The 1,651-nt window shown below is 32.7% G+C and carries 2 protein-coding genes; both read left to right on the top strand.

Annotated elements, in window-relative coordinates; translation table 11 throughout:
• Window positions 1–317: 317 nt before the first annotated feature.
• Window positions 318–1,241, top strand: a complete 924-nt coding sequence (locus AB3X49_RS23030) for a nucleoside hydrolase (RefSeq protein ID WP_367964973.1) — start codon at window positions 318–320, stop codon at window positions 1,239–1,241.
• 77 nt (window positions 1,242–1,318) lie between these two features.
• Window positions 1,319–1,651: GNAT family N-acetyltransferase (locus AB3X49_RS23025; protein ID WP_367964971.1), on the top strand; the 333-nt coding region annotated here is incomplete at its 3' end.

Below are 1,651 nucleotides of genomic sequence, written 5' to 3'. Positions count from 1 at the left end.
ATTATAAGCAAATTGAGAGTGAAAAAGTATGGTAAGACATCCCTGCGAGTATTTGCAATTTAAATGCAAAATTTCGGATTAATAACAGGCTTTCCATTCTATAAATATAGTGAAAAAAATCTATATTAAAATCAGCTAGTCCAATATTTGTACGAGATTTAATTAAACTGGTAGATTATTTATCTGCAAAAGAACTAGCATATGCTAGTTCTTTTTTATCAATACATTACTCACCATTAATATTTGCTTAGAACTGTATAGATTTAATTTTTTTCCACATATACATAATTATCTTACCTATGAAAGGAGTGCATTTCTTGGAGAAGGTTTTATTTTTTGGAGACCCAGGTATTGATGATTCGTTTGCAATTATGTATGGCTTACTGCATCCTGAAATTGAAATTGTTGGTATCGTAACTGGATATGGAAATGTTGAACATATACATGCCGCTCATAATGCCGCATATATTTTACAGTTAGCAAACAGACAAGATATTCCTGTAATTAGCGGTGCAACAGGCCCACTTACAAATGAAATTACAACGTATTACCCTGAAATCCATGGACCAGAAGGATTAGGGCCCATCCATGTACCGGAAAGTGTGTTATCTATTCCTATATACAATTTTGGTAGTATTGCTGCAATTCTTGTAAAGTATGGAGAAGATTTAACAATTGTCGATGTAGGAAGATCTACCTCGTTAGCGATTGCTTTTAATTTATGGACCGACTTGATGTTAAATATAAAAGGAATTTATTTTATGGGTGGTGTCTTTTTAGAAGCAGGGAATGTTACTCCATTAGCAGAGGCAAACGTGTACGGAGATCCTATAGCAAGTCAAATTGTATTTCAGCAAGCGAAAAATATAACGTTATTCCCTTTAAATGTAACAAATAAAACGGTTTTAACCCCAAGTGTATTTACTTATATTTTAGTTAATACACAAAATCCATTTAAGCCGATTATGAAACCCATGTACGATTATTATTTATCAGCATACCAAAAACTCAATCCATCTATTGAAGGGCCATTATTACACGATGTACTTGCTATAAGCGGTTTAGTGAATCCTACATTTTTAAATTATACATCCCGAAAAGTGACTGTGGATATATGTGGCGAAACGAAGGGACAAACTTTTGCTGATTTTCGCCCACACTCTAAATCTGAAGGGGCGCGTATAGCGTTACAATTAGATGAGGAAAAATTTATTCAGGATTTTATGAAAATCATGTTATAAGTTGATGTCGAAAAAGGGAATCATTTCACTCCGTTGAATATAAAAGATAAATTCTCTTTTTAAAGGAGCTTAAAATAGTGAACGTCCAATTAAAAATTGTTACGAGAGAAAATTGGGAAGACGCATTAAAGTTACAAGTTAAAGAAAACCAAATACACTTTGTTCCGGCAGTGGCAGTATCACTTGCTAAAGTATACATAAAACCAGATGGTGAAAATGTCGAATATATTCCATTCGCTATATATAATGGTGACCTTATAGTTGGTTTTATTATGCATGCTTTTGTACGAGAGTCAACAGATATGTATTGGATTAACGGATTTATCATTGATGAAAAAGAGCAAGGAAAAGGATATGGAAAAGCAGCATTACAGGAAATCATTAACTTAATAAAAAATAACTTTAAAGAG

The organism is Bacillus sp. C30 (assembly GCF_040838255.1).
GTDB lineage: Bacteria > Bacillota > Bacilli > Bacillales > Bacillaceae_G > Bacillus_A > Bacillus_A mycoides.
Note: the sequence above shows the minus strand (reverse complement) of the source record. Positions and strands in the feature narration are given on the sequence as shown.